Origin of the sequence: Methanohalobium sp. (assembly GCF_018609725.1) — an archaeon.
In the GTDB taxonomy this organism is placed as follows: Archaea; Halobacteriota; Methanosarcinia; order Methanosarcinales; family Methanosarcinaceae; genus Methanohalobium.
The window spans coordinates 1-4,000 of sequence record NZ_JAHENT010000026.1; the positions used below are offsets into that span (position 1 = coordinate 1).

General features: G+C 32.2%; 9 protein-coding genes and 1 pseudogene. 9 read left to right on the forward strand and 1 reads right to left on the reverse strand.

Annotated elements, in window-relative coordinates; genetic code table 11:
• From QZ276_RS01510 to QZ276_RS01520, 3 genes and pseudogenes are all read left to right on the forward strand, one after another.
• Window positions 1–278, forward strand: a pseudogene (locus tag QZ276_RS01510) (hypothetical protein); the annotation flags it as partial.
• A 135-nt stretch (window positions 279–413) separates the two neighbouring features.
• Window positions 414–584 (forward strand): hypothetical protein, encoded by a 171-nt coding sequence (locus QZ276_RS01515; protein ID WP_292484643.1) that lies wholly within the window; start codon window positions 414–416, stop codon window positions 582–584.
• 311 nt (window positions 585–895) lie between these two features.
• Window positions 896–1,240 carry a hypothetical protein gene (locus tag QZ276_RS01520; protein ID WP_292484645.1) on the forward strand — a complete coding sequence of 115 codons (345 nt, stop codon included), beginning with the start codon at window positions 896–898 and terminating at the stop codon, window positions 1,238–1,240.
• Between the two features lie 272 nt (window positions 1,241–1,512).
• Here QZ276_RS01520 and QZ276_RS01525 read toward each other — a convergent pair whose 3' ends face one another.
• Window positions 1,513–1,647 (reverse strand): hypothetical protein, encoded by a 135-nt coding sequence (locus QZ276_RS01525; RefSeq protein ID WP_292484646.1) that lies wholly within the window; start codon window positions 1,645–1,647, stop codon window positions 1,513–1,515.
• A 223-nt stretch (window positions 1,648–1,870) separates the two neighbouring features.
• Here QZ276_RS01525 and QZ276_RS01530 point away from each other — a divergent pair, with 223 nt between their 5' ends.
• From QZ276_RS01530 to QZ276_RS01555, 6 genes are all read left to right on the forward strand, one after another.
• On the forward strand, window positions 1,871–2,044 hold the full coding sequence (locus QZ276_RS01530) for a hypothetical protein (protein WP_292484648.1): 174 nt from the start codon (window positions 1,871–1,873) through the stop codon (window positions 2,042–2,044).
• Between the two features lie 23 nt (window positions 2,045–2,067).
• On the forward strand, window positions 2,068–2,295 hold the full coding sequence (locus QZ276_RS01535) for a hypothetical protein (RefSeq protein WP_292484650.1): 228 nt from the start codon (window positions 2,068–2,070) through the stop codon (window positions 2,293–2,295).
• A gap of 21 nt (window positions 2,296–2,316) precedes the next feature.
• Window positions 2,317–2,514: a hypothetical protein gene (locus tag QZ276_RS01540; RefSeq protein WP_292484652.1), complete on the forward strand. Its 198-nt coding sequence runs from the start codon at window positions 2,317–2,319 to the stop codon at window positions 2,512–2,514.
• Window positions 2,515–2,625: 111 nt separating this feature from the next.
• A complete protein-coding gene (locus tag QZ276_RS01545) occupies window positions 2,626–2,820 on the forward strand; it encodes a hypothetical protein (RefSeq protein WP_292484653.1) in 195 nt (64 codons plus the stop codon).
• 537 nt (window positions 2,821–3,357) lie between these two features.
• Window positions 3,358–3,579, forward strand: a complete 222-nt coding sequence (locus tag QZ276_RS01550; RefSeq protein WP_292484656.1) for a hypothetical protein — start codon at window positions 3,358–3,360, stop codon at window positions 3,577–3,579.
• A 147-nt stretch (window positions 3,580–3,726) separates the two neighbouring features.
• Window positions 3,727–3,915, forward strand: coding sequence for a hypothetical protein (locus QZ276_RS01555; RefSeq protein WP_292484658.1), 189 nt, complete (start codon window positions 3,727–3,729; stop codon window positions 3,913–3,915).
• The last annotated feature ends 85 nt before the right edge of the window (window positions 3,916–4,000 follow it).

Below are 4,000 nucleotides of genomic sequence, written 5' to 3' on the forward strand. Positions count from 1 at the left end.
AATTATATCCAGAAGGTCAATCACCGCCAAGAGATAGAGAAGTACAACCTGAATTAAGCCAGATAGTTAAAGAAAGAGATAATTATACCTGTCAAAGATGTGGTTATCATAAAGATGAATTAGAAGTAAATATAGAGTGTCATCATATGGAAGGGATACAATGGAATCCGATAGAAAGTGCTGATGAAGATATATGTATCACTTTATGTGAAGAATGTCACGATAAAGCACATGACCAAACAGATTGTAGATATCATGAATTAAGATGCAGTCAATAAAGGAGAGAAACATCAAAAATGGCAAAAGGTGGAAGTTGGGAAAGAATAGTATGCAAGAAAATTAGTAAGTGATTAAATGGAACAGAAAAACCTCTCTGTGTATGAAGATCTGCTGGAAGTGGATCTGTGTTCACCATGAGTGAAGGTGATGCTGGAAGAGAGTTTTCAGGAGATATATATGCAGTAAGAGAAGAGGGAAAGATTTTATGTGATAAGATAACTATAGAATGTAAGAGTGGTTATGACAACGCCTCTCTTGATAAATTTCTCAAATATAACAAATCAGATCCAATAAAAGAATTCTGAGAACAATGTACGGAGGACGCAGAGTTATCAAATAAATATCCAATGCTAATATTCAAGAAGAAAGGTTTTAGTGCCCCCTGAGTTGGGATCTCTAGGGGGTTGTTTTATGCTCTAAAAGACCATCTTGAAGATATAAGATTTATTCATATGTCTTGGGAAAAAGAAACTAACTTACCTGATATGTACTTTTTTGAGATGTACGAATTTTTCAACACAATAACACCTTCTATTATTGAAAGTAAAATATAAATAAGTAAAAGAATATAAATAATATAGAGACAGAACAAAATTTTGTAAAGGAGAAGATATTTATGGCAGGCGAATTTACACAAGACTTTACACCTACTGATGATGCAGTAAAAGATACCAATTCTGGAAGTGCAGGTACTGGAACAGAACAAGAGCAAGGTTATCCTACTGACGTTGAAGGAGTTAATGCTGATGATGTAGTAAAACAAGGTACTGAAGAATACCCAGTATTTGACATACCAAAGAAGTATTTTTACTCAAATATGGAAGGAAACAGAAAGAGAATGCGTTTCCCTTCTGGATCTAATGCACAGAAGTATGTACAGAAAACAAGGAACTCCTTACGTCCTTTTTATGTTCGTACCTATGATGATAATGGAAAGAGTTTTGTGAGAAAAATAAGATAATAGGAGTATTTTATGATCATATATTCACGAACATCCCTTGCAACTGATACGGATGGGAACTTAACTAAACTTACAACAGTAGGCCCACAACAAGACAAAGTTAAAGTATATGATCAAAACAGTGATCAATATCAAGAACAGATTTTAGAACAATTAAGAATACTCAATTTTCAACTAAGTATTCTAACAGAGAATTCAATAGACGAGATATAGGAGAATAATATGCAAATACAAGACGGAACAGGAAAAGCATATTGAGTACATGTCGATACTTATAATAGATTGGCGGTACATTCTACAAATATGTCTGAAATTTCAGAAATTTCAGCAAGAAATAATAGAGCATATTCAACAACAACTGACGCCATGACTTTTAATTCTACAAATGAACATCCATTATTATACATGAGAAATGATAACACTGATTTGAAGTTGTTTTTTGATTCTATAGATTACTCTTATAATAGAGGTGATACAAACCATAACAGATCTATGATAAAGAGAGTTTATATAAATCCGCCCGTTCCGACAGGTAATTATACTGAATGTACAGTACATAACATGAATTTTTCATCATTTCTTGATGCAGATATGTTATGTTATAAATGAGACCAATCAGATAGTGATGGAATGACTGTTGATTTATCTAATACGGAAAGTTTTTCTACTTCTTTAGTAACTACAAATTTAACCTTAGAAAATATTTCAGGTATAATTTTAGGTTATAGAAATTCAGTTCTTTTTACATTTGAACCCGAAGAAGTTGGAAAAGCTTCCATATCTACTAAATTTTATTTTAACTGAGAGAATTGTTAAAGGAGAATATCATGGGATTACAAATACAAGGTCCATCAAATAGTATATCAGCAGAAGTAAATAGAAGAGGGCAACTTGAGACATTTTCAACAGTACTTCCAGTTGCAGCATATTCAAATTATAGATTTGCAGGTTCCTATACATTAACTGATACTATTACACCTTCGCCTTCAGCTGATTTTCTATATATCAAAAATAGGATAGATATTCCTCTTATTATCGTAGCAACTGAGTTTTGATGTGAAACAGACGAGAAGATAATGCTTTATAGAAACCCCATTGGAACGCCTACTAACGGTACTGATTTACAACCTGAAAACTGTAATTTTGGTTCTAATCAACAAGCAGGAGGGATATTCTACTATGGGGAAGATATAGGTGGATTATCTAATGGAGGACTTAGAAACATTGTTCGTTTACAAGCAGGTGTTCCTAAAAGGTATCAATTTGATAATTGAACAATATTAACAAGAAATACATCTATTAGATTTTATGCTGATAGTGGCGGTTCAGAACTTGATTTTTGAGTACAATTCTTTTTCTTACCTGAAATATAAAAGAGGATTAATATGTCAATAAATTCTATATTATATGATCCAAGTTCGGCAAAACAAGCTACTATAGAGACAAAAGAAAATAGAAATGGTGTTCATGTTTTAACCCAAGAATATAAGGAATACTTGAATAAAAAAGTATTCTTTACAAATCCTACATATGGACAAAACATGAACCAAGATTTTAGTCAAGTAGATGATACAGAGTGAGTTCATGATGGAAATGATAACACTTATTGAACAGCAACTACTATAGTAGGAGGTCCTAATGATTTTGATTTTTCATCAACAGATCAAGCACATACCGGAAATCAAAGTATAGCATGTGTTAAATGTGATGATGGAGATATTTTTCAGTTACAAAATGATACACTTTTATCTGGTTCAGACTACAATAGATTTGCAGGTTGAATTTATGTAGATAGTGAATGAGAAGATGGAAGAGATGGAGTATTGATACGTATTTGAAATACAAACTTAGACATGCAAGTTTCTGAATTTTCTGTCAATTTAGATAACTATATAAATGCAGGAAATGTGGATGAATGACAGAAATTCAACATTCCTTTTGATGATTTTGGTGTTTTATCAGATGATTATGATGCGATGAGATTTGAGATAGTTGGATATAATGATCCTCCAAATTTCTATTTAGATGATATGAGACTTGAATATGTGGCAGGTGGAATTGCTCGATTTTCTATTTCACCTCCAAAAGGTACTTGATGACACGTAAATGGAATTTCTATGGCAATAGCTGCTCCATATAATTCTACTTTAACAGATGGCACAGTACCTAATATTCCGTATAATGGATTATTAGGAGTACAACTAGTTGACGGTATAACATATATAAGAACATTTGAAGGAGAAATTATCTTCTCTTATGTAGTAACAGATTTAATAGAAGTATTAAATCTCTTCAACACCAGAGTTACTAATATAGGATATGATGGAAATTATACATGAATAACAGTAGATATTGAGTTATCAAATCCTCATACTATTAAGTCAGAGTATGAAGATCATTTCTCTTTTACATTTGGCGATGATTTGAATAGTTTTGCATATTTCCGTATATCAGCCGAAATATTAGAAGATAGAAGGACATAAATTATGAGATTATATAATTATTTAAATGAAGAAGAAGCCCAAGAAGGGGTTACAACCGAAGCAGAAGGGTTACATGATGAGCATTATCATGATGAACACTATCACAAGTACAAAGTAGATGAAGAAGGCAATGGGAAAACTACAACAACAGAAAATGGTGAAGATGATCATGAACATGAGATTGTAGAGTGAGAAGTTCAAAAAGCACATGAGCATACACATGAATTAAATACGAGACATAGTGAGGATGGTTATTAATGCTTACATACAGTAAAGG